The 19,974-nt window shown below is 70.6% G+C and carries 17 protein-coding genes and 2 pseudogenes; 7 read left to right on the plus strand and 12 right to left on the minus strand.

All coding sequences use genetic code 11. From position 1 onward, the window contains the following. Window positions 1-4: 4 nt before the first annotated feature. From ACLB9X_RS32815 to ACLB9X_RS32845, 7 genes are all read right to left on the minus strand, one after another. Window positions 5-1,219 (minus strand): GNAT family N-acetyltransferase, encoded by a 1,215-nt coding sequence (locus ACLB9X_RS32815; protein WP_410364079.1) that lies wholly within the window; start codon window positions 1,217-1,219, stop codon window positions 5-7. Continuing rightward, window positions 1,216-2,508: an acetyl-CoA carboxylase biotin carboxylase subunit family protein gene (locus ACLB9X_RS32820; RefSeq protein WP_410364080.1), complete on the minus strand. Its 1,293-nt coding sequence runs from the start codon at window positions 2,506-2,508 to the stop codon at window positions 1,216-1,218. Before ACLB9X_RS32820 ends, ACLB9X_RS32815 begins: the two co-directional genes overlap by 4 nt. After that, window positions 2,505-3,620 (minus strand): Ldh family oxidoreductase, encoded by a 1,116-nt coding sequence (locus tag ACLB9X_RS32825; protein WP_410364081.1) that lies wholly within the window; start codon window positions 3,618-3,620, stop codon window positions 2,505-2,507. Before ACLB9X_RS32825 ends, ACLB9X_RS32820 begins: the two co-directional genes overlap by 4 nt. After that, the gene (locus tag ACLB9X_RS32830; protein WP_410364082.1) at window positions 3,617-5,122 is read right to left on the minus strand and encodes a dipeptide epimerase; all 1,506 of its coding nucleotides are present in this window, start codon (window positions 5,120-5,122) and stop codon (window positions 3,617-3,619) included. The genes ACLB9X_RS32825 and ACLB9X_RS32830 overlap by 4 nt, the downstream gene beginning before the upstream one ends. Beyond that, complete coding sequence (locus tag ACLB9X_RS32835) at window positions 5,119-6,402, minus strand: KamA family radical SAM protein (protein WP_410364083.1); 1,284 nt, start codon at window positions 6,400-6,402, stop codon at window positions 5,119-5,121. The genes ACLB9X_RS32830 and ACLB9X_RS32835 overlap by 4 nt, the downstream gene beginning before the upstream one ends. A 19-nt stretch (window positions 6,403-6,421) precedes the next feature. Beyond that, window positions 6,422-7,459, minus strand: coding sequence for an AurF N-oxygenase family protein (locus ACLB9X_RS32840; protein ID WP_410364084.1), 1,038 nt, complete (start codon window positions 7,457-7,459; stop codon window positions 6,422-6,424). Between the two features lie 159 nt (window positions 7,460-7,618). Beyond that, window positions 7,619-8,347 (minus strand): TauD/TfdA family dioxygenase, encoded by a 729-nt coding sequence (locus ACLB9X_RS32845; protein WP_410364085.1) that lies wholly within the window; start codon window positions 8,345-8,347, stop codon window positions 7,619-7,621. Window positions 8,348-8,621: 274 nt separating this feature from the next. Between ACLB9X_RS32845 and ACLB9X_RS32850 the strand changes: the two genes are divergently transcribed. From ACLB9X_RS32850 to ACLB9X_RS32880, 7 genes are all read left to right on the plus strand, one after another. After that, complete coding sequence (locus tag ACLB9X_RS32850; protein WP_410364086.1) at window positions 8,622-9,074, plus strand: N-acetyltransferase family protein; 453 nt, start codon at window positions 8,622-8,624, stop codon at window positions 9,072-9,074. A 107-nt stretch (window positions 9,075-9,181) separates the two neighbouring features. Continuing rightward, complete coding sequence (locus ACLB9X_RS32855) at window positions 9,182-9,412, plus strand: hypothetical protein (protein WP_410364087.1); 231 nt, start codon at window positions 9,182-9,184, stop codon at window positions 9,410-9,412. Between the two features lie 314 nt (window positions 9,413-9,726). Beyond that, window positions 9,727-11,862, plus strand: coding sequence for a telomere-associated protein Tap (gene tap, locus ACLB9X_RS32860; protein ID WP_410364088.1), 2,136 nt, complete (start codon window positions 9,727-9,729; stop codon window positions 11,860-11,862). Between the two features lie 3 nt (window positions 11,863-11,865). Continuing rightward, complete coding sequence (locus ACLB9X_RS32865; protein ID WP_410364089.1) at window positions 11,866-12,090, plus strand: hypothetical protein; 225 nt, start codon at window positions 11,866-11,868, stop codon at window positions 12,088-12,090. An 8-nt stretch (window positions 12,091-12,098) separates the two neighbouring features. Continuing rightward, window positions 12,099-12,653 (plus strand): telomere-protecting terminal protein Tpg, encoded by a 555-nt coding sequence (gene tpg / locus ACLB9X_RS32870; RefSeq protein ID WP_410364090.1) that lies wholly within the window; start codon window positions 12,099-12,101, stop codon window positions 12,651-12,653. Between the two features lie 501 nt (window positions 12,654-13,154). Continuing rightward, a complete protein-coding gene (locus ACLB9X_RS32875; RefSeq protein WP_410364091.1) occupies window positions 13,155-14,858 on the plus strand; it encodes an amidohydrolase in 1,704 nt (567 codons plus the stop codon). 31 nt (window positions 14,859-14,889) lie between these two features. Beyond that, entirely contained in the window at window positions 14,890-15,663 is a 774-nt protein-coding gene (locus tag ACLB9X_RS32880; protein WP_410364092.1) for a response regulator transcription factor, read from the plus strand. Window positions 15,664-15,891: 228 nt separating this feature from the next. Here the strand turns inward: ACLB9X_RS32880 and ACLB9X_RS32885 are convergent. The 5 genes and pseudogenes from ACLB9X_RS32885 to ACLB9X_RS32905 form a co-directional block, all read right to left on the minus strand. Beyond that, window positions 15,892-16,266, minus strand: a pseudogene (locus tag ACLB9X_RS32885) (transposase); the annotation flags it as partial. Beyond that, window positions 16,266-16,691: pseudogene (locus ACLB9X_RS32890) on the minus strand (transposase); the annotation flags it as partial. The pseudogenes ACLB9X_RS32885 and ACLB9X_RS32890, both read right to left, overlap by 1 nt. Further along, entirely contained in the window at window positions 16,688-17,227 is a 540-nt protein-coding gene (locus ACLB9X_RS32895; RefSeq protein ID WP_410364093.1) for a winged helix-turn-helix domain-containing protein, read from the minus strand. The pseudogene ACLB9X_RS32890 and the gene ACLB9X_RS32895, both read right to left, overlap by 4 nt. Before the next feature lie 111 nt (window positions 17,228-17,338). After that, window positions 17,339-17,758 carry a hypothetical protein gene (locus ACLB9X_RS32900; protein WP_410364094.1) on the minus strand — a complete coding sequence of 140 codons (420 nt, stop codon included), beginning with the start codon at window positions 17,756-17,758 and terminating at the stop codon, window positions 17,339-17,341. Continuing rightward, window positions 17,724-19,640 (minus strand): UvrD-helicase domain-containing protein, encoded by a 1,917-nt coding sequence (locus ACLB9X_RS32905; protein ID WP_410364095.1) that lies wholly within the window; start codon window positions 19,638-19,640, stop codon window positions 17,724-17,726. Before ACLB9X_RS32905 ends, ACLB9X_RS32900 begins: the two co-directional genes overlap by 35 nt. Window positions 19,641-19,974: the final 334 nt, after the last annotated feature.

Below are 19,974 nucleotides of genomic sequence, written 5' to 3' on the forward strand. Positions count from 1 at the left end.
CTGCTCAGTCTCCTTGTGAGGTGGTGCTGTCCTGCCCGAGGCCGAGCAGCCGGTCGCGCTCGCTCGCCCCTTGCAGGCGTACGGTCTCCTCGAGGTCGGCGCGGCCCTCGCCGGTGAAGCGGAACCAGCCGTGCCGCGCTTCGAGGTCGCAGCCGCGCAGCTTCTTCGCGTCATAGGCGGCGAGGCCGTACCAGATCTCGCGCACGCCGTGGGCCAGTGCCCAGCGGATCGTCTCGTGGTAGGTGAGGGCGAAGTAGACGCCCTTGGCCCGGTCGTCGTCGAAGCCCGCCGTCCGCCCGTACAGGGCCCGGCCGGCCCGCAGGTACAGGACGAAGCCGAGGGTCTCGCCATCGCGTACGGCGCTCAGGACGACGCAGCTGTCGCCGACCGTCTCGCGTATGGCGTCGAAGTCCCGCTGGACGCGGGGCCGTCCGCCGGGCAGCCCGTACTTGGCGCGCAGGGCGACCTGGAGGTCGACGATCGAGTCCGAGAGCGCCTCCGGTCCCTCGCGGACCACGGTGCGGAAGCCGGCATCCGCGTACTCGCCCAGCTCCCGGTGGGCACGCCTGCGCTTGCGGCTGGCCAGGCCTGCCAGGTACGTGTCCCAGTCCGGCGCGTGGAGTCGCAGGACGGACTCGGCGCCGAGCACGGCCGGGACGTGGCCGCGGGCCTCCGCCGCCGGGCCGAGAACGGCAGCCTGCTCGTCGGTGGCGTACAGCAGGGAGCTGCTGCGGCATCCGAGCTCGGCCGCGGCCTCGTCCAGGAGGCGTGGCAGCACGGCGAGGACCCGCGCCCGGCCGGCCGTGTCGCGGCCGGTGGCGTGCACGATGCCGTGGTGCGAGCCGAACATGCCCAGTGCCACGGAGGGGTACTGGGCGCGGCGGGCCTCGGCCAGGCTGCCGCCCAGCTCGTCCCAGCGCGCCCGATCGGCCGGGTCCAGCAGCTCTGGGGCGCCGAAGGCATTGAGCTCGCCCGTCATCTTCGGGGTGTCGTAGAAGAGCAGCCCGCCGCCGTCGCGGGTGACGAGCAGGGGGGCGAGGGCCACCAGCTCACCGGCCTCGCGTACGGCGAGGTAGCGGACCTCGTGCAGGTCGGTGCGCTCGGTGAAGCGCCACCAGCGGTCGTCCTCCCAGATCACCACCGGCGCGGCGAGGGCCGGCAACTCGGCGGCGGTGGGGCGCCGGTCGGGGTGCAGGACCTCTGCGGTCAGATCGCTCACCGGGAGGCCTCCTCCGGCTCGGCGCCTGCGGGTTCCCGGCCGTATCCGGCTTCCGCGGCCGGGAGGTCCGGCTCGGCGCCTGCCGGTTCCCAGCCGAACGCTGCTTCCGCCGCCGCGCCCGTCTTGTCGAGGAGAGCGAGCAGTTCCCCGGCGTCCTGCGCCTCGACCAGCCAGGTCGCGATGAAGTCGCCGGACTTGCGGCCCGCGTACCGCGCGCCGCCCCAGTCCTCGCCGATCCGGGCGAGGACGGTGAACTCCCGTGTCCCGGCCGGTGCTTCGGCGGGCAGCCGGACGATACGCCCTTCGCGCGGCGGCAGGCCGAAGTTGGCCATCAGCGGCGCGGTGGCGGCGTGTGTGCGTACGGCGTCCAGGTCCACCGGCAGCCCGCACTCGAGCCTGGCCCACAGGTGCCGCGGGTCCAGCCCGAGCAGGGCCTCCAGCATGGCCGGGATCGGGGTGCCGCCCACCCGGCTGGCGATCTCGCAGAGCACGATCCCGCCGGCGTCCGTCACGAAGAACTCGGCATGCACGAAGAGCGCGGGGGCGGCGGGCAGCGCACCGACCAGCTTCCAGGTCTCCGCGACCAGCCGCTCGTACAGCGGGTCGTCGGCGGGCAGCGTCCAGCTGCCGTTGCCGGAGTCGGTCCAGTGCGACAGGCAGCCGCCGTCGGTGTAGACGGACGGCACGCACACCACCGGCTCCCCGCCGACGTGCAGTGCGTCCACATGACACATGCGGCCGGTGACGTACCCCTCGACCTCGTGGTCCCCGGCGGTCAACCGGTCAGCCAGCTCCGGGATCTGCGCCGGGTCGTGCAGCACCGCGACGCCGGTGGAACCGGATCCGCCGCGCGGCTTGACCACGACCGGGCCCGGGTGGGCGGCCATGAATGCCTCGACGCCGGCCGCGGAGGCGACCGCCGCGAACGGCGGCACCGCCACCCCGCCCTCCGCCGCGAGTTCCTTCATCAGCACCTTGTCGCGGTACGCGCGGGCGCTTTCGGGGAGCTGGCCGGGCAGACCGAGTTCGGCGCGCAGCGTTGCGGCCCGCTCCACGTCCACCTCGGCCAGGGCCAGTACGCGCGTGACTGCGTGCCGGCCGGCCATCTGCCGGGCGGCGTCCAGGAGGGCGTCGTCGTCGGTGTAGTCCGGGACCCGCTCGACATCGGCGAAGCCGGGCCCGGGGTCCACGCCCTCCGCGGTGACGGCCAGCAGCCGGCCCGACTTCTCGCGCAGCCACTCGGCGAACGGCAGGCCCGCGTTGCGCGGGCTGAGCAGGACGAGGATCACGCCAACACGTCCGCCCAGGCCACGCCCTGCTCTGCGGCGAGCGCCGCGAACGCCGAAGCGGTGTGCGGGTCCAGTGGAATGCCCAGTTCCATGCGCTGGGCGGCGATCCGCCGCTGCGGGTCGCCGGGCACCTGGACGGGCTGCTCGGCGTCGGCGCCGGGCCGGGTGCTGCGGGTGGTGTCGAGCATGGCGGCGAGCCCCGTTGCGAAGTCCTGCCGGCCGACGAAGGCAGCCGGGTCCAGGCAGACGATCAGGTGGCCGATGCCGCGGCTGCGGCCGGGGGTGGACGCGCCGATGTGCTCCAGCTCCCAGTCGGCCGGCGAACCTGTCAGCACTGCGCCGAGCAGGGTGGCCACCATGGCCAGGCCCTGCCCCTTGTAGCCGCCCAGCGGCGAGAGCGCGTACGCCTGCTCAGGGTCGGTGGCCGGGCGGCCCTCGGCGTCGGTCGCCCAGCCGGGGTCCAGCGCCCGGCCGTGCTTGCGGCGCTCCTTGATCTCGCCGAAGCAGACCTGGCTCGTCGCCATGTCGAGGGCGAACTCGTCGCCCTCGACGGCGGCGGCGAAGCTCAGCGGGTTGGTGCCGTAGAGCGGTTCGGTCCCGGAGAAGGGGGCGACCCGCGAGGCGGCGGAGGTGGTGACGATGCCGACCAGGCCCTCCTGGGCCAGGTATCGGCTGTAGACGGAGGCCGCGCCGAAGTGGTTGGAGTTGCGGACGCCGACCGCGGCCACGCCGTGGCTGCGGGCCCGCTCGGCTGCGATCCGGGCGGCGGCCAGGCCGGCCACCACGCCCAGCGCCCCGTCGGCGTCGAGCATCACGGCCGCGCCGCTGTCCCGGACGGTACGGATCTCCGGACGGGCGGTAGCGATCGCGTCGGCCAACTCGTCGAGGTACTGCGGCAGCAGCCGCAGGCCATGGGTGTCGATGCCGCGTAGTGACGTCTCGGTCAGGGCCTGCGCCACCTCCCCGGCGTCCTCGGCGGACAGGCCGGCGCGGGCCAGGGCCGTCTCGGCCAGGGCCACGGCCGTGGCGGCCGGGAGCAGGGGCGCGGCCGGGGCCGCGCTGCCGGATTCCCCGGTGGCTGCGGGGTACTGCACGTCGTGCACGTGGGTCATGCGGGCCGGTTCGCCTTCCAGATCATGAGGGAGGACGGGCCGTGGCCGTCCGGGAGGGTGTCATCGCCGGGCCGGTCGCCGTCGAGATCGCTGCCGCCGTCGGGGCCGTCGCCGTCATAAGCGCTGCCGCCGTCATGTCCGGCGGTAGCCGGCAGGGCGTGGAAGCCGGTCGTGCGGCAGGCTTCCCGGGCGCCGTCGTGTCCGGTCCGGAGCCAGACGGTGTCCGCTCCGTCGGCGACCGCGCGCGTCACCGCTCCGCGGACGAGCGCCGCCAGTTCCTCGGCAGTCGCCGGGGCGGCGGACGGCGTGGGCAGCACGTCGAGCTGCCGGACCGTGTCCGCCGGTGCCCGGTCGGGCAGCGGCCGACGCCGGATCCGTACCGAGGCCAGGGCCGTGCCGTCGCGGTGCACGGACAGCTCGTCGCCGTCCCAGCCGGCCTGGCCGGCCGCCGCAGGACGCACGGTGAAGGCCGGTCCTCGATACTCGGGCACGAAGCCCGTGCCGGGCGCCCAAGGCAGCGTGATGCGGCCCGCGTCGTCCAGCAGGATGCCGGTGCCGGTGTCCACCGCCAGGAGCGCGATGCTGTCGGCGTCGAGGTGATCGACGAACGGGCCCAGGTGGGCCGTCGCGGAGACGCCCGCGCTGGACTCCGGCATGCAGCCGAGCATGGTGCCGAGACCAACGGCCCGTGCCGCGCGCAACATCCGCAGGGCCGGCGTGATGCCGCCGGCCTTCATGAGCTTGAGGTTCACGCCGTGGAACGCCTCGGCGCAGGCGTCAAGATCATGCGGCCCGGTGATGCTCTCGTCGGCGTAGACCGGGATCGGGGAGATCTCCTTGAGCGCCTTGGCCGCCGCCCACGACTCGCGGGGGAAGGGCTGCTCAAGGAGCGTCACACCGAGCTCGGCCATGGCGCCCAGCGCGGCGGCCGTTGCGGCCGGCTCCCAGCCGCAGTTCCCGTCGACGAAGAACGGCGCGTCGGTGTGTTCCCGCAGCGCCTTCAGGATGTGCAGGTCGCCGGGGGCGGCCAGCTTGACCTTGTACGCGGGCCAGCGCGGCCGCTCAAGGAGCTTGCGCACCATCACATCGGGCTCGTCGAGACCGATGCTGTAGCTGGAGTGCAGTTCCCCGGGCTCGTCGGCGCCCAGCCGTCGCCACAGCGGTACGCCGGCCAGCCGGGCCGCCAGGTCGTGCGCAGCCACGTCCAGCGCGGCCAGTGCGAACGGCGAGTCGGCCAGCAGCGGGGCCAGCACCGACCAGGCGCCCTTGGGGTCGTCGGCCGGCAGCTCCTGCAGGGCGCCGGCGACGGAGCGCAGCGAGGCGTGCAGCGCGTCGAGCGAGGAGTTGTAGCGGTCGGTCATGAAGGCCGAGGCCTCGCCGAAGCCGGAACGGCCGCCCGCCGTCAGCTCGACGAGCACGCCCGGCTGCACCGGGATCGCCTCGCGGGCGCTGCGCCAGATGTCGTGGTCCGTGAGGCGGATCTCGTGGACGTGGAGCCTCACCACTGCTCCCCCGTGTACGCCGGCAGAGTCGTGCCGAAGGAGACCGGCTTGAGCTCGTCGTACCACTGAGCGTGCTCGTCGTACGCCGCGAAGAACGGCCGCCCGACCCAATCGGGCCGGCGGGCCTGGAGGAAGCTGAGGACGAACGCCTTCTCGCCCGCCACCTCCGTGGTGCCGTGCAGCATGACCTTGCCGGGTGCGGCCGACATCACCGGGCCGCGGGCGGTCCGGGCCAGGCCGGAGACGCCGCAGACGGCCTCGCGGTAGATTTCGAGGGCGCGGGCGAGGGGCAGGCCGAAGTAGCTGCTCGCCCCGGTGTCGCGCTCCACGAACATGTAGTAGGGGATGACGCCCAGTTCGACCTGGAGCTGCCACATCCGCGACCAGGCGGCCGGGTCGTCGTTGACGTGCGCGACCAGCGGGGCCTGCGCCCGTACCTCGGCGCCGGTGGCGCGGATCCGGGCGATCGCCTTGCGCACCTGGTCCGTCTCCAGCTCCCGCGGGTGCGAGAAGTGCGCCATGAGGGCCACGTGCCGGCCCTGTGCGACGCACTGTTCGAGCAGCCGCAGCAGGTCTTCCGCGTCCGGGCTTGTGGTGAACCGCTGCGGCCAGTACGACAGTGCCTTGGTGCCGAACCGCAGGGTGCGCACCGACGGGGTCTGCGCCAGCAGCGGCTCGACCCAGCGGCGTACCACGTCGGTCCGCATGATCATCGGGTCGCCGCCGGTGAACAGCACGTCGGTGACCTCGGGGTGCTGGGACAGGTAGCCCATGAGGTCCGCCGGGTCGCGCAGCGCCTGGCGCAGCTCCTCCTGGCTGACGAACTGCGCCCAGCGGAAGCAGTAGCCGCAGTACGAGTGGCAGGTCTGCCCCTGGGAGGGGAATACCAGCACCGTTTCGGCGTACTTGTGCTGGAGTCCGTCGAGACGGCGGCCGTCGAGGGTGGGCACGTTCGCCTCGAGCTGGCCGCCCGGGTGCGGGTTGAGGTCCCGCTGGGCGGCGGTGGCGGCCTCGCGCAGCTCGGCGCGCGGCGCCCCGGCGTCCAGCATCGCCGCCATCCGGTCGAAGACGGGCGCGGGCAGCATGTCGCGGTGCGGGAAAGTGAGCCGGAAGATCGGGTCGTCGGGCGCCGCTGACCAGTCGATCAGCTCGTCGACCACATACTCGTTGACCTTGAACGGCAGGACGCTGGAGACCACGCGCAGGTCGCGGACGTACTCGTTCGGCATGCCGCGGTCCCGCGCGAGCTGCGCCAGGCGCTCGTTCGCGTAGTGCTTCACTAGGCTTCTCGATTGCCGCTCAGCGCGCGACGTGGGACTTGGACCAGTCGAACTCGACGAGGTCCTGGACGCCCATGCGCTCGATCAGGGTGTGCAGGCCGGTGTAGTCGCGGACGAGGCGGCTGCGGCTCTGCTCGGCCTGGCAGTCCTGGAGCATCTCGTGGCCGCCCTCGACGCCGACGAGGTCCATGATCCGGTGCCACGTCGTGTAGTCGGTGGCGACGAAGGCCTCCAGGCCCTCGAAGAGCATGTCGCGGAAGAAGCGCTGCTTCTTCTCGTCGAGGCGGTCGTGGACGACCTCGGCCAGCACGGCGGAGATCGAGGCGTGGCAGTACTCGTCCCGGTTGTGCAGTTTGGCCGTGCTGCTGTTGATCGGCTGGATGTCCGGGTCGTCGGCGAGCAGGTCCAGGTAGGCGTTGATGGAGATCTCGGAGACCGTCGCGAAGGCGAGGGTGGTCAGCGAGGCCTCCCAGCGCTCGCCCGCGCTCTCGCGCAGCCGCAGGTGCTCGCGCGCCGTGTGGGAGATCGGCAGCTCGTGGTCGGGCATGGCCCAGCCGCGCTTGCGTCGGGTGACGGCGCTGGCGTTGAGGTGCATCAGCGTGTGGTACTGCTCGTCGACCATGGCCTGGGCCAGCGAGATGTTGAGCGCCTCGTCCTGGAGCTCGGGGTACTCGCCCTCCATGACCAGGGCGAAGGCGGGGTTGGCCACCTTCTGCTCGGCCATGATGGTGTGCCGGTTGTATGCGATCCAGGCCCAGCTGAGCAGCTGGGTCTTCTTCTCCGGGTCCAGCGCCTGGAACGTGGGGTGGTCGCGGAAGGGCAGGATCTGCTCGGGGTAGTCCGGCCGGTCGAGCTCGAAGAGCTCGTCGAGGTTCGGCTCGTCGCGCTTGACGGTGGCGCGGCGCTGCCAGTTGCCGACCAGGCGGCGGATGACGGCGCTCTCGATCTGGTCGTTCGGGTTGTGGCGGGGCACGCCCTCGGGCAGTCCCCGGAGCTCCTCCGGCAGTCCGGTGGGGAACTCTTCGTCCTGAACCGGTTCGATCCGGTCGTCAGCCATGGTTCTGGGCCTCACGTGGTGTCAATGTCGGTGGACTGGTGACAGCCGCTGCCGTGGCGGCGCGGGCCGCAGGGCCTGTACGGCTCACTGCGGGCGCGACGGCGCGCGGTCGGCCGGCGGCCGGTGCGGGTCAGCGCTGGGCGTCGGCGGTGGTATGGGTCAGCGCTGGGCGGCGATCCAGTAGCGGGTGAGGTGGCGCCGCTTGTCCGTGTAGGCGGAACGCGCGTGCACCATGCGCTGGTTGTCCCAGACCAGGACGTGGTTCTCCGGGATGAGCACCGAGACACGGTTCTCCCGGAAGAAGGCCTCGGCCTGCTCCGCGAGGTGGATGCCGAAGCTGCCGAGCGGCAGCTGGTCGGCGTCGACGGAGGCGTCGACCGGCGGGTCGTACTGGCCGGTGGTCAGCAGGTTGTAGCTGAAGCGCAGGACCTCCTGGCCGCCATCGGTGACCTCGACGACCGGGCGGCGCACGCCTTCAGTGCCGACGCCTCCGGTGTTGTGGCCGATCCAGTCGATGGCCCGCTCGTAGAGCGCGGCCCGGTCGCGCTCGGGCAGCGAGGCGACGAACTGCCGCATGTCGGCGAGTTCGGTGTGGCCGCTGCCGCAGGTGGCCTGGACCCGGCAGTGCAGGGCCAGGTAGGTGGGCGGCGGGTTCCAGCCTGGTGCCTCGGTGTGCACCAGGATCGTGTTGACGCTCTTGGAGTAGCGGCGCTCCTCGAATCCGGGGGCGGCCTTCACCTGGTAGCGCAGCGAGCCGTCGTACTGCGGGACCAGATCACCGAAGACGCCGACCGCGGCGGCTGCCTCCTCGTCCGTGGTGATCCCCTCGAGTAGCGTGTACCCCTGCTCGGCAAGTTCCCGACTGTGAACAGTAAGGGCCGTAGACATGCAGAATTCCCCCATACTCAGTTGGTCTTACGGCCGGGTGGCGATCTGACGATCCAGTCGAGATCGAGCCCCCCGGCGCACCCCAGGGTGATCATCCGGGAGGGTGGGCGAGGGTGCAACAGTCCACGTTGTGAGATGAATCACGGAACCAAAGGGCTTCCGACCTGTTCTCAGCACCAGATGTTTTCCCAGGTGAACCGGGTCTGAGTGGGCTCGATTCACATCCGCTCGAGCAGTCAATTGCTGCATGGGGCGTCTGGTTAGCATGCGCCGTATGACCACTATCGGCATCCGTCCCGCCGTGCGGGACGACATCGCAGCCATCGTTGCCATGCTCGCGGACGACGCACTAGGCGCTACCCGTGAGTCACCGGACGATCTGACTCCCTACCAGTCGGCCTATGAGCGACTGCAAAACGATCCGAACCAGCTGCTGGTCGTCGCCGATCGCGACGGCGAGGTCGTCGGCACCCTCCAGCTCACGATCATTCCGGGGCTGTCCCGCAAGGGCTCGACCCGCTCGATCATTGAGGGTGTACGGATCCACAGCTCCGAGCGCGGCCACGGCCTCGGCGCCCAGCTCATCGAGTGGGCCATCGACGAGTCCCGCCGCCAGGGCTGCCAACTGGTGCAGCTCACCTCGGACTCGGCCCGCACCGACGCCCACCGCTTCTACGAGCGCTTGGGTTTCACAGGCTCGCACGTGGGCTTCAAGTTGCAGATCTGACAGGCCCGTTCGTCATGCCACCCGAGAGGCGGCCGTATGGCGAGGGTGTCCTTGGATGGGGACACGGGCTCAGCGGGGGGTGCCCGGTTCCGCCGGCAGGGTGAGAAATGATCTCCCCGGCCTGGGGAGCGATCTTCATTCGCTTCCGTTATGCCTGGTCAGCGCCACTCGTGAACGCCCCAGCTGCCCGCCGCGCGACTTTCACCGGCGTATCGCTCGCGGCGGGTGGCTTCCTCAAGTTCGTCTTCGTCTTCGTTCCCTTGATTGCGCGCGCTGCCGCCGCAGACGCCACCGATCTCAGCGAGTCCCCCGACGACACGTACGGCTACTACCCATGATGTGAGCGGCCCGTCGCAGTGCTCGGTCCCGTGTTTCCTTGACCCCGTCGGGAGCTAGGGCCGTCCATCAACCGTCGGTTGCTGAACAACACCATCCTCCGTGCAGCCCGGCGCGCGCAGGCGGCGAAGCGCGCTGGGCTCATTTCCTCGCTCAGCACCGTCGAGGTGGCGTGCTCCAACTAGCCCTCGCGAGTTAGGGGTTGACGAGTTGCTTGATCCACTGACGCCACGTTATCAGACTGCCGTGAAGGTTAAATGTTCGGGTTAAACGAAAGGGTAAAGTCTGGTAGTGTCCGGGGTGGAGGTAGATAGATATGGCATCCGAGGAAGAGCTGTTCGCGTCCGTCGACGCGCTGCTGGCGGAGGAGCCGCAGCTTCCGCCCCCGGCGGAGCGCGCCCGGCTGCGTGAGGCTGCTGGCATCACCCAGGCCCGTCTCGCGCAGGCCTTGAAGTCGACGACGCAGACCGTCAAGAACTGGGAGAATGGCCGCTCCGAGCCGAAGCCGCCACGCCTGGAGGCGTACCAGCGGCTGCTGCGCGGCTGGGCGGCTAAGTACCCCGCGCACGGTGCCCCCGCCGCCGCGCCCGCCCCGGCCGCCATGTCCCAGCCGGAGGTGCCGGAGACGTTCACCGGCCCGGCCACACCCGAGGCGACCGAGATGGAGAGCGCCGCGCCGGTGAAGGCACCCGCCGCCCCGGTCGCACCGCAGCGTCCGGTCCGTCCGGCTGCGAGCTCGGCGACGTCGCACCGCCCGGCGCGGAAGCGCGTCGTGCCCAACGTCGGCGCTGCGCCGTACCAGCACGGTCCGCTCGCGGTGCTGGACGGCGACGGCTCCGCGTACGGCACGGGCGGCATCGTGCTCGACTGCCCCGCAACCACGATCCCCGAGCTGGTGGAGTGGACGCTGCGCGAGTCCGGCCTCGGTGCACCGAAGCTCAACCGCTACGGCAAGGACAGTGACCCGCTGATCGTGCTCACCGCGTCCGCGGCCGTGAAGCTCGGGCTGCCGGAGCGCCTGGAGGGGCACGAGCAGCGCCGCTCGCTGCGCCTGCCGCAGGACCACCCGGTGGTCAAGCAGGTGGCGAAGGCGAAGTGGCAGCTGACGCAGCGTGGTTTCGGTCCGTGGGCGCGGATCTACCGCAAGGCGCAGGGGAATCAGCGGCAGTGCGTGCAGTTGGCGATCCTGTCGTGGGACGCCCTCGATGAGCGGTCCTGGCCCGGCGTCGCGGACATGGAGCCGGCCGACATCGCCCGCGTCCTCGGTGTATACGCCCAGCGGGTCATCACCCCGCGCGGCTCCACGGCCGTCTCCGGGCTGGAGCTGATGACGGCGCTGCGCCCGCCGACGAAAGCCGTGCAGGACCCGGCGACCGGCAACTGGGTGTCAGCCCACAACCCGGGCTCGCTGGGGACGGAGCCGATGGACCCGGCGCCGCCGGAGGCCACCGCTGAGCATCCCGTGGTCGTGAACTCCGGCTGGAAGGGCGGCTTCCTCAATGAGGAGGCGTACCAGTGGGTGCGCGACGTCGACCTGCTGACCGATGAGGAGTGCACGCTCCCCTACGCGGTGGGCCTGGACCTCAATACGGCGTTCCTCGCGGCCGCGGCCCGCCTGGTCGTCGGCCTGTCCGCCCCCGACCACTTCCACGCCCCGAAGTTCAATCCGAAGATCCCCGGCTCGTGGCTGGCCGACCTGTCCCACATCGAGCTGGACCCGCGCCTGCCCAGCCCGTTCACGCCGACCGGCGAGCGCCCGACGGGACCTGCCTGGTATCAGACGCACACCGTCGCCTACGCCCAGGAGCTCGGCTACGACGTCCACCCGATCGAGGCGTACCTGCGCCGGGAGACCGGCGCCTACCTGGACCCGTGGCACGACCGGCTCAAGACGGCGTACGTCGACACCCTCGCCGACCTCGGTGTCACCCGGGACCTGGACGACCGGCAGTTCCTCGCGGCGATGGAGCGGCACAAGGATGTCGACCCGGCCCTGGCCGCCGTCCTCTCCGCCATCAAGGCCACGGTGAAGGGCGGCGTGGGCAAGCTCCGCGAGCGCCCGCAGGGACGGCACTACAAGGAGGGCGAGCGGTGGCCGGCCCTGGAGCGGCCGACCTGGCGCCCTGACATCCGCGCCGCCGTCATCTCCAAGGCGCGGGTCAACATGCACCGCAAGCTGCGCAACATGGCTACGATGACGGGCCTGTACCCGCTCGCGGTGCTGTCCGACTGCGTCGTCTACCCCTCGCCCGGCGACAGTCCGCTCGACTTCCTGCCCTACGCCGCCTCGGGCAAGCCGCAGCCCGGTGGGTTCCGCCTCGGGCCCACGCCGGGCCTGGCGAAGCTGGAGGGCGTCCAGTCGATGCTGTGGGCGGTCGATCTGATGGAGAAGGGCCTCAACCCGGCCCGTCATATCAAGGGCGGCGACGCCGTCTTGGACGAAGGCGAGTAGGCCGTGGCCACCGACATCGGCGGCGCGACGTCGCTGGAGGCCGGCGCGGAGCTGGAGCGGACGCTGGACCGCCTGGAGGCGCGCATGGAGGCCCTGCAGTTCTCCCTGCGCGCCTGCCGTACCTCGCCGCGGTTCGAACTGTGGTGGCACGACCTGCGCGAGACGCGCGAGACCTGGTTCCGGCTGGTCGATCCCGACGGCCAGGACCCCATCCCCGAAGGGAGCTGAGCACCGCCGTGGAGATCCACGACGCGATCGAGCGGGCCGACCGCGAGAGCTTCACCCGCGAGCCGCCCAAGACGCTGAAGGGGCAGATCGGCTACCTGCTCAAGCAATTGGGCAGCGCGAAGGCTGTCGCGGCGGAGCTGGGCGTCACCGCCGACTCCGTCAACCGCTACCGGCGCGGCGCCCGCAAGCACCCGCCCAAGGACATCCAGCAGAGGATCGACGCCGCCGTTCGGTCCCGCTGGCAGCCGCTGGTACGCAAGCGCCGACAGCGCCAGGCCGCCACCACGGGCGGGATCACGGTGGAGACCCGGGCCCGGTTCGGCTACACCGCACCGGTCGGCACGACCGACGACGGCCGGTTCCGGCGACTCACCGTGCACCTCCCCCCGGAGTACGCACAGCGCCTTTTCGACGCCCGCGAGGCCGGAGCCAGCGACCAGCAGATGCGTCAGATCATCGCCGACGGATTCAAAGATATCTATTTTCAGGACGGCGGAACCCGTGCTATGGGTCTCTCAGACGTCGCCATTACCGACATCGATTACCTCGACCTGGAATTCTGAGAGGACAACGCGCGCCGCCTGAATTCACGCGCCTGTGACTGAGCATTTGATATCGCGAGTGAGCGCGCGAGTTGGCGACTTGTGGGGTGCTTCAGCTGGCCCTGGAGAGTCCCGCGTCAATGGCTTGGATGAGTCGGTTGGCGTAGGCGTCGAGCAATGGCTTCATCTGCTGGTAGCAGGGCTGTTTTGTTCTGCTTGAGCCGGTGGACGATGTTGTACCGGTCCTGGCTCGATGTGCGCCGGCCAAGCCCCTGCTACATCTCCAAACCGCGTGCCTCGCCGTCACCGCCTCCATCTGTGCCCGGGTCGCCCACGGCGAACCGTGATTCTCCCCATGCCCTCCCTGAGCCCGACACGATCCCGAACACGGGGCGTCAACGTGCCCTGCGGGAGCGCGTATCGGTGGGATGACCGATGTGCGGGAGGTGGGGGTGTGGCCATAGTCCTCGGGAGATCGTTCGTGGGTGGCCCTGGTGCGCCCAATTGTCGAAAGGACCTTCCGTGGACGTGTATGCGGATCTGGTGTTTCTTGGCGGGCGGGTGGTCACGGTCGATGCGGAGTTCTCCGTCGCCTCGGCCCTGGCGGTGACCGGTGGGATCGTCAGTGCCGTCGGTGGGCGGGACGACGTCGCGCCGCTCGTCGGACCGGGCACCCGCGTCGTCGACCTGCGGGGGGCGACGCTGCTTCCCGGTATCAACGATTCCCATCTGCACGGCTGCGCTTTCGGCATGGCGACGCCGCCGCTCTCCCTGGACCTCGGCCATCCCGCTGTGTCCTCCCTCGCGGACGTGGCCGAGGCGGTACGGGAGGCCGTCGGGCGGGTTCCGGGCGGGCAGTGGATCACGGGGCACGGCTGGGACCCCGGTTACCTCGACGAGTGCCTCTCCGATCCGTCGCGGCTGCCCTCGCGGCGCGATCTCGACGCCGTGAGCCCGGACCACCCCGTCGTCCTGTACTCCTTCTCCGGGCACGCCACCTGGGTCAACGCCAAGGCAATGGAGCTCATCGGGATCGACCGGCACACCGTCGCGCCGCCCGGCGGGGCCATCATCGTGGACAGAGCCGGGGAACCGACCGGGCTGCTCCACGAGGGGGCCCAGGCCCTCGTCCAGAACGCGCTTCCGCCGCTCAGCCGGCAGGAGCGGACCGACGCGATCAGGTCGACCCTCGCCACGCTCGCCCGACTCGGCGTGACCAGCTACACCGAGCCCGGCCTCGGCCCCGGCGGCGTCGGCATCATGCGGGGCGCGCTCGGCGCGGAGACCCTCGACGTCTACCGCCGACTGCTGGCCGACGGAGAACTGACCGCCCGCGTCGGCGTCCTGCTCCTGCCCACCGGAATGGCGAGCACCGCCGAGGAGTTCACCCGCACCGTCACCGCCCTCGGCGAGTCCGGCGACGCCGATCCGCGCCGCCTCGCGATCCACGGGGTCAAGATCTTCGCCGACGGCATCGTCCCCAACAAGACGGCCTGGATGCACGAGCCGTACGTCGGCGGCGGCTGCGGCTCCCTGTGCGTCGGCGGCGAGACCGACGCCGAGCGGATCGCCGAGATCGACGCCATGATCCGGCATGCCCACGCCGCCGGGCACCAGCTGGGCGTCCACGTCACCGGCGACCGGGCCATCGACACCGTCGCGGACGCCTTCGCCGCGGCCATGGCCGAGCACCCGCGGCCCGACGCCCGTCACTACGTCATCCACGGCGACTTCCTCACCGCGCACAGCATGAAGGTGCTGGGTGCGCACAGCTTCGGCGTCAACATGAACCCCACCATCAAGTGGACCGTCGCCGACATGGAGGAGGAGTTCGTCGGCGCCGAACGGGCCGCGTACGCATGGCCCTACCGCGATGCCATCGACGCCGGCGTGCGGGTCGCGAGCGGGTCCGACGCCCCCGTCACGTACCCGGACTGGCGCCAGGGCGTCGCCACCATGATGCTGCGCGAGTCGAAGGGCGCCGGCCGGGTCAGCGGCCCCGAGCAGCGCATCGGCCTGGCCGAGGCGATCCGTACGTACACGATCGATGCGGCCTGGCAGGACTTCGCCGACGACTGGAAGGGCTCCCTGGAGCCGGGCAAGGTCGCCGACCTCTGCGTGATCGACGGGGACCTGCTCACCGCCGACCCCCACGACATCCCGGAAATGCCCGTCGTCCTCACCGTCGTGGACGGGCAGGTCGTGCACGACACCCTTCGCGATTGACGTATTCCCGGCACATGATCATCCTTGGGTGATGGCAGCGGAGCGGAGCACGGCGGACATCCTGGACGCGGCCGTCCACGTCCGTGAGGCCGCCAGTAGCGCCACGAGCGGCGCGACCGGCGTCGACGTGGTCCTGGCGGCGCTGTCGGAGGTGATGGAGTACGACCACGCCTCCCTGGCCCGGTGGGATCCGCTGCGCCGACGCCACACCACCATGGCCGGGAGCTACCCGGACGACGCCACGGCCTACATCGAGACCCGCCTCCACCACGACCCGGTGTTCCCCGTGCTCCGCAGCCCGGCCCGAGGCGGGCTCTGGCTCAGGGACGTCCCCGGGCAGCTCCTGGCGGCATCCCCGGGCTTCCAGGAGGTGCTGTGTCCCCTCGGCATTGAGGACGGCGTGGCCCGGTGCCTGTTCGCCGCCGACGGCCGGTACGTCGGCATGCTGAACGTCAGCACCCGCCGGCCGCGGCGCACGCCCGACCCGGCGCGTGCCGTGCTCACCCTGCTCACCGAGGCGCTCGCCGCGGCCGTCGACACCCGCGCCGGCCCGCCGCCCGAGGAGGGCGCCGCGGCCGACCCCGCCGCGGATGCGCGGCGGCCTGGCGGACTCTCGCCACGAGAGCTCCAAGTGCTGGCCGAACTCACCGCCGGCCGCACCAACCGGGAGATCGCCGAGCGGCTGTACATCACGCCGCGCACCGTAGGAACCCATATCGAGCACATCCTCGCCAAGCTCGACCTCCCCAACCGCGCGGCCGCCGCCGCCCGAGCCGCCGCCTGGGGAATCGAACCCTCCCGCTGACGCGAGCCCGGACACGCAAATCGCTTGGACCGCAGGCGCGTCCCTGCGGACGCTCCGTTTCCTCACCTGCTGGGGCGGCAACAGAGGGTTGAGGCAGGACCAGTGTGGTCCCACGCCTGCAGGCTGGACGATCTTGGGCTGCCGTACACGCTGCCCGCCCGTGCTCAACTCGCCTACTGATTCCCAATGTGGTTGTCAATGCCTGACTCGTGACTGGCTGTGGCCACCTCAGCCGAGGCTGACAGCGCGAAGGGGCGGGCTGCTCTCGAAGGGACGACCGTCGCGTAGGAGTGCCCACAGGACGTTCAGGCGGCGTCGAGCGAGGGCGATGACGGCTTGCTTGTGGGTCTTCTTCTCGGCTCTCTTGCGTTCGTAAAACGCCTTGGAGACGGGGCAGCATCGGGCGGCGACCTGGGCGGACATGTAGAAAACCCGCATCAGGCGACGGGAGTAGCGACGAGGTCGGCGCATGTTGCCGCTGATCCGTCCCGAGTCCTTCGGAACGGGCGCCAGGCCGGCGACACCGGCGAGGCGGTCGGCGGTGCCGAAGACGCTCATGTCGCCGCCGGTATGGGCTATGAACTCGGCGGCCAGGACGGAGCCTCGGGGGTGGTGAAGGCGACGTTGGACAGCCAGCCGCGCCGTAGCAGGGACCACACGCCTTCAACGGGGTTGAGGTCGGGTGCGTAGGGCGGCAGGTAGTAGATGGTCAGCCAGTCCCGTGAGGCGGCGAACTCCCTGAGGCCGGCGGCCTTGTGGACGTTCAGATTGTCCCAGATGAGCACGATCGGGCCGCCGAGCTGCTGGTGGGCGGCGATCAGCAGGTCTCGGTAGTCGCGCCAGGAGAAGCTCTTACGGCCGTCACGCCGGCCGTCGTCCCTGCGCGGCCGGTAGATCAGCCGGGACCGGTGGCCGGGCTTGTAGCAGGTCAGCGCGGCAATCGATATCCGTCTGCGAGAGCGGCCGCGCACTCGCACCACAGGGGTCCGGCCACGCTGCGACCAGGTCTTTGCGTGCGGCGGCGTCATCGAGAATCCGGCTTCGTCCTCGAAGACCAGCCAGGCTCCACGAGCCGCCGCGAGCCTTCCGTGCAGGGCCACACCTCCTTGACCCACCCAGCGACAGCATCGTCGTCGCGTTCCATGGCCCGACGGGCAGGCACTTGGCAGGTCCAGCCATTGCGCACCAGGAGTTTCCGCACGCCCTGGATGGTGTAGGTCAGGTGGAAACGTCGGCCGATCACGGTCTTGACCCGGGACAGCGTCCACCGCTGGTCCTCCCCGCCGTGCGCGGCAGGCCCCTTGGTCAGCTCCGCCTCCAGCAGGGCGAACTGCTTCTCACTCAGCCTCGGCAGAGACGCCGGCCCCTGCGATCGCAGAGCTCCCGGACCACCCCCGTCCCACGCCTGCCGCCATCGCTGCACCGACCGGACGCTGACGCGCAGGTCCTTGGCGATCAGCGAGCTCGCCTCACCCCGGGCGAATCGCTCGGCCGCCTGGAGCCGTAACTCCTCGCGGAACTGCTGTCGTTCGGCGGTCAGCCCGCCTCCCTGTGGATACCGCATGCTCCTGGTGATACCGCAGGACCCGCGAGCCGTCAGCCCCTACGACTCCACGAGTTCAACCTCCGTAGACACTCCCTCCTTCGGCACGGACGCAATCAGCCAGGCCCCTGGTCAGCCTTTCCCCGACGACGTCGAGCGCTGTGCCTGACGAAGGTGTTCACGCAGCAGTGTGCGTAGCTGGGGCAGGGGAACACGGGCGCCCAGAGCATTGAGGAATTCAGGGACGGTCCATGTAATGAGGGCGCCTTGGCGGGATAGGTAGAGGCCAACGCGGTCGAGGCCGTACGCGTCGTCGTAGTCGAGTAGCAGATACCCGGTGAGCTGCTGTACCGCGGAGCGGTGGATCGTGTGGGGGCGGGTGGTGGCCTTGCAGTCGATCAGCAGCCCTCCGACGATGAAGTCAGCGTCGGCCCCGCCCAAGTCGGCACTGCCGGCGAACACCGGCCCGCAAATCCGCTGCTCGTTGGGCAACTGCCTGAGCGGTGCGAAGGGCCGCTCAGCGAGCTCCATCTGCTCGGCGATGTCCTCCATCACGTAGGCCGGTACCGCCGCGGTCAGGTGGTCCAGGGTGGTGCGCGTATCGGCGAGGGCGAGCAGGTTCCGGCGTCAGGGAGAAGAGACCATTGCGGTAGACGGCCTCGTAGAACCCTGCCACGTGACACAGCCGGGTCAGTTCCTCCTCTCCCAGCCGAGGCGCACCGCCCAGGTGAGCCTCAAGGCGGGCCAGCAGCTGGGTGCCGGCCGTATGCAAGGCCCTACGGACCTCAGGGGCCGGAGCACCCTCAACCGGGATGTGGCTGCCAAGCAGGTGAATGCCGGTCGCCACGGCGTCTCCTGGACCACAGCCGAGGCTGAGCCGGAGGCGGTAGTCGACGGTGTGCCCAAGAGCGGCGTAGTCGGGGCGCCGCTCGTCCATCGGCTGCACCGGACGGGGAAGCCCCCGCGACCATTGCAGGTACGAGCTGACCACCCGATCCGTACGCCGCAGATGCCGGTCCAGAAACACGGACATCGGCGAGCGCGGGTACTGGAGCTGTCCTGTCAACGGCAGCGCAGCCAGCGGCACACCCTCCGGGGTACACGTCACAGAGACGCGCGAGGCCTGCCGAATCTGTGCTTCCGCCCATTGGATCCCCGTCGTATCCAGAACCTCGCGAGCCCGTGTCACCGCCACGTAGATCAGCCGTGCCTCCGCCGGATGCACTCCACGCGCTCTGGCTTCATCCGCCTCCGGGGCGAATCCGTTCCCGATCCGCACCCGCCTCCACTCACGTCCCTTGGCCTTGTGAACAGTCGACACCACCACCCGCGCCTGGTCCTCGTCGACCATGCGCCTCACGGCCGCGATGATCTGCTGCGGCCCGTAGGTATCGACCAGCTCCACGATCGCCTTCAGCTCCGCTGCCGCGGAGTCCTGCTCGGCATACTCCTGCACCTCACCCCAGGACGAGAACAAGAACAGCTCATGATGCGAGGTCCGCCGGCCAGCCTGCAGATCGATCGCCGCCTCAGCGATCTTCAACAGCGGCTTACCGCCCCCGGCCAGCGCAACCGGCACACCCTCCTCGAGGAAGCGCAGCACCTCAGCGAGCGCGTCCGCGTTCCCGCGGCACAACACCGCATCGGGGACCTCGGCTCTCCCTAGTCCCGAGAGACCGCCGGCATGCCCGGTCAGCTGCATCGTCGACGATGCAGCCCGCAACCACCGATTCGCCACATCCGCGATCGCCGGCCCGGACCTGAACGACTGCGTCAACTCCAGCTGCTGCCCCGGAAAACCGCTCATGATGTCCTTGGCATGCCGCCACTCATAGATCTGCTGCGCCGGGTCCCCGACACACACCCGCTGCGCATCCTGCGCCAGAAAGATCTCCTCCAGGACCGGGTTCGTGTCCTGCGCTTCGTCCAGCAGCACGAAGTCCGCCGCCAGCCGAGGCCGCGTCAGCGCCCACATCTTGAGGTAGTGGTCATGCTGAAACGGCAGCTTCCCCTCGGGCGAACAGATGTCCTCCCACGCCCACCGCGCCCTCTTCAGCAGCACTTCCGCCACGTACTGCGCACCCTGGTCATCCAGCCCGTTCACCGGCCCCAGATGCCGGGCCGCGACCTGCTCGTCCGTGCTGTAGCAAAATCGGCGGACCATCTCCATCACGAGCCGCGCCTGCGTCGTCGCCCTGAGCCGCCTCTTGCCCACCGCCAGGTCGCGGTACAGCCCCAGTAACTGCGCTGTACGCTTCAGCGGCATGTGACGAGAGGCGTCGAGGCGATCCTGGAACCGGTGACCTACCGCCCGGTGGGCAAGCGAGTGCGACGTACGGCATTGCACGTTGGGCCCGAACCGGCCCCTGGCCTCGTCCGCGATCGGCTTGTTGAAGGCGACGTACAGCCCTCGCCGACGCGCCGCCGAGCCCATCATCACCAGTGTCGACGTCTTCCCGGTGCCAGCGCCGCCACCAACGCCAAGTCCTGGCCCGCGGCGAATGCCTCCCTGGCTGCCTCCTGTTCAGCAGTCTCCCTCAAGGCCACAGCCACACCAATCATCCCTTCCACCCGCACCACGGGTCAGCTCAGACCTCGGCCGGTCTCGGCCGCGCACGATCAGCATGGCGGGGCCCACTGACGGGCCTTCCCCCGCGGAAGTGGACACGCGTTCGGGGTTGTCATGCGGCCAGCGTGAGCCTAGCGGACTCCTGCTGGTGCCGGTGTTCGAAGTCCACGGGGCTGAGCTGCCCGTTCGCGGAGTGGCG

The organism is Streptomyces sp. 5K101 (assembly GCF_046506645.1).
Classification (GTDB): Bacteria; Actinomycetota; Actinomycetes; order Streptomycetales; family Streptomycetaceae; genus Streptomyces.

Bases quoted from the DNA above. Each gene is read 5' to 3' on its own strand.
- ACLB9X_RS32825 (WP_410364081.1), bottom strand. From the start codon at position 3,620: ATGACCCACGTGCACGACGTGCAGTACCCCGCAGCCACCGGGGAATCC.
- ACLB9X_RS32840 (WP_410364084.1), bottom strand. From the start codon at position 7,459: ATGGCTGACGACCGGATCGAACCGGTTCAGGACGAAGAGTTCCCCACC.
- ACLB9X_RS32845 (WP_410364085.1), bottom strand. From the start codon at position 8,347: ATGTCTACGGCCCTTACTGTTCACAGTCGGGAACTTGCCGAGCAGGGG.
- ACLB9X_RS32850 (WP_410364086.1), top strand. From the start codon at position 8,622: ATGACCACTATCGGCATCCGTCCCGCCGTGCGGGACGACATCGCAGCC.
- ACLB9X_RS32855 (WP_410364087.1), top strand. From the start codon at position 9,182: ATGATCTCCCCGGCCTGGGGAGCGATCTTCATTCGCTTCCGTTATGCC.
- tap (WP_410364088.1), top strand. From the start codon at position 9,727: ATGGCATCCGAGGAAGAGCTGTTCGCGTCCGTCGACGCGCTGCTGGCG.
- ACLB9X_RS32880 (WP_410364092.1), top strand. From the start codon at position 14,890: ATGGCAGCGGAGCGGAGCACGGCGGACATCCTGGACGCGGCCGTCCAC.
- ACLB9X_RS32895 (WP_410364093.1), bottom strand. From the start codon at position 17,227: ATGCGGTATCCACAGGGAGGCGGGCTGACCGCCGAACGACAGCAGTTC.
- ACLB9X_RS32900 (WP_410364094.1), bottom strand. From the start codon at position 17,758: ATGGAGGACATCGCCGAGCAGATGGAGCTCGCTGAGCGGCCCTTCGCA.
- ACLB9X_RS32905 (WP_410364095.1), bottom strand. From the start codon at position 19,640: ATGGGCTCGGCGGCGCGTCGGCGAGGGCTGTACGTCGCCTTCAACAAG.